Origin of the sequence: Burkholderia sp. Ac-20379, from assembly GCF_017104645.1 — a bacterium.
GTDB lineage: Bacteria > Pseudomonadota > Gammaproteobacteria > Burkholderiales > Burkholderiaceae > Burkholderia.
In genome coordinates, this window is the sequence record NZ_JAAGPF010000603.1 from 1 (window position 1) to 2342 (window position 2342).

2 protein-coding genes are annotated in these 2342 nt (G+C 73.1%); both read left to right on the plus strand.

All coding sequences use genetic code 11. The annotated features are described in order from the left end of the window. Positions 1–711 precede the first annotated feature (711 nt). Positions 712–1680: a hydroxymethylbilane synthase gene (gene hemC / locus G3N92_RS33140; protein ID WP_206131730.1), complete on the plus strand. Its 969-nt coding sequence runs from the start codon at positions 712–714 to the stop codon at positions 1678–1680. Further along, on the plus strand, positions 1680–2342 hold a 663-nt coding region (locus G3N92_RS33145; RefSeq protein ID WP_241015184.1), incomplete at its 3' end, for a uroporphyrinogen-III synthase. The genes hemC and G3N92_RS33145, both read left to right, overlap by 1 nt.

Consider the following 2342-nt stretch of genomic DNA (forward strand, 5'->3'; position numbering starts at 1 on the left):
TTCCCGGGCTTGGGGGCGTTCCCACCCTTGGTGGGCGGGTTGGGGGCGGGGGGGGGGGCGCGGGCGGTCTGGGGGGCCGGGGGGCGGGCGGCGGCGGGGGGGGGGGGGTGTGGGGGGTTCTTTGGCGGCGGGGCGTGGGGGGCTGGGGGGGGCGGGGGCGCCGCGGCGGGGGGGGGGGGGTCTGTGGTGGGGGGGGTGGGGGGGGTGGTGTGCGCGGGGGGTGGGGTGGGGCGGGGGGAGGGGTGTGTGGCGTTCTGTTGGGCAGGGAGGAGGGGCGGGGGGCGGTAGGGGTGGGTGGCCGGCTTGACGGCGGTGCGGGCGGTCCGGGGCTTCGTGGCGGCCGGTTGCGTCGCGGCGGCCGTGGCGGCGGGCTTGACGGCTTTCTTGGCGGCCGGCTTCGTGGCTGTCGGGGTGGCCGATGCGCCGCGTGCGGGGGCGGTCGTTTCGGTGTCGGCGGTGGACGAGGCAGTATTGCGGCGCGCGGTGCGCGCCGATCCGGAGGACTTCACGATGGGTTTCCTTGGGAAAGCACGAGTGAGCAGGGGACTTCGGGCACTGACTGCGGTACTGACTGGCGGCCGGCGGGCCGCCGCGCATCATGCCGGCCGCCGGCGGGCGGCCGTGTTCGCGCGCCGCGCCGCCCGTAAAAGGGGGACGGGCGTGCGTGCTACCATTGGCCGATCCTGGTTCCCGTCCTTCGATGCCGCTGCAATGAATTCCGAGACTCTTACGGCCGACGCGCCGGCGACACTCACGATCGCTTCGCGGGAGAGCCGCCTGGCGATGTGGCAGGCTGAACATGTGCGTGATGCGCTGCGCAAATTATATCCAGCTTGCGACGTGAAAATCCTCGGCATGACGACGCGAGGCGATCAGATTCTCGATCGCACGCTGTCGAAGGTCGGCGGCAAGGGGCTGTTCGTCAAAGAACTGGAGAATGCGCTGGCCGACGGCCGCGCCGATCTGGCCGTGCATTCGCTGAAGGACGTGCCGATGTCGCTGCCGGAAGGCTTCGCGCTGACGGCCATCATGAGCCGCGAGGATCCGCGCGACGCCTTCGTCTCCAATCACTACGCCTCGCTCGACGAGCTGCCCACGGGCGCCATCGTCGGCACCTCCAGCCTGCGCCGCGAGGCCATGCTGCGCGCGCAGTATCTCGATTTCGACGTGCGTCCGCTGCGCGGCAACCTCGACACGCGGCTCGGCAAGCTCGATCGCGGCGAATACGCGGCGATCATCCTGGCTGCGGCCGGCCTCAAGCGGCTCGGCCTCGGCGAACGGATCCGCTCGCTGATCGACGTCGAAACCAGCCCGCCCGCGGCAGGCCAGGGCGCGCTCGGCATCGAGATCGCGTCGAACCGCGCCGATGTCGCGCGCTGGCTCGCGCCGCTGCACGACAAGCCCACGGCGCTGGCCGCCGAAGCCGAGCGGATGGTGTCGCGCGCGCTGGGCGGCAGCTGCTCGGTGCCGCTCGCGGCGCACGCCGTCTGGCACGGCGACCAGCTCGAATTGACGGGCCGCGTGTCGTCGGTCAGCGGCACGCGCGTGCTGAGCGCCCGCCGCCGCGCGGCGATCGACACGCCCGAGCAGGCGCTCGCGCTCGGCCGCGAAGTGTCCGACGAACTGGTGCGGCAAGGCGCGTTCGAGATCATCGAGGCGCTGACCGGAGCGCAAACCTGATGGCCGCCCGCGCGTTCACGGCGGTGCTGACGAAGCCCGAGGGGCAATCGGCGGCGCTCGCCGCGCAACTCGCGGCCGCCGGCATCGACGTTTTCGATTTCCCGCTGATCGACATCGCGCCCGTGGCGGATCCGGCGCCGCTCGACGCCGCGTTCGCGCGCCTCCACGCCTATGCGCTGGTGGTGTTCGTCTCGCCGAACGCGATCGATCGCGCGCTCGCGCGCTACAACGCGATCTGGCCGCATTCGCTGCCGATCGGCGTGGTCGGGCCGGGCAGCGTGGCCGCGCTGGCGCGGCACGGCATCGCGGCGCCCGCGCATCGCGTGATCGCGCCCGAAGCCGGGCCGGACGGCGAGGGCGCCGATGGTGGGGGCGACGCCGCCCCCCGCTACGATTCCGAAAGCCTGTTCGCGCAGATCGAGCGCGCGTTCGCCGCGCACGGCGGCGCATCGGGCGCTTCGGCCGCCGCCGCGATCGCTTCGGACTCCCTCGAATCCGCCGGTCAATCTTCCGACGAAACCGCGGCCTCGGCCGCATCCGGCCCGTTGGCCGGCAAGCGCGTGCTGATCGTGCGCGGCGACGGCGGCCGCGAATGGCTTTCCACGGCGCTGCGCGACGCCGGGGCCGAGGTCGATGGCGTGGCCGAGCGGAAGAGAGTCGTT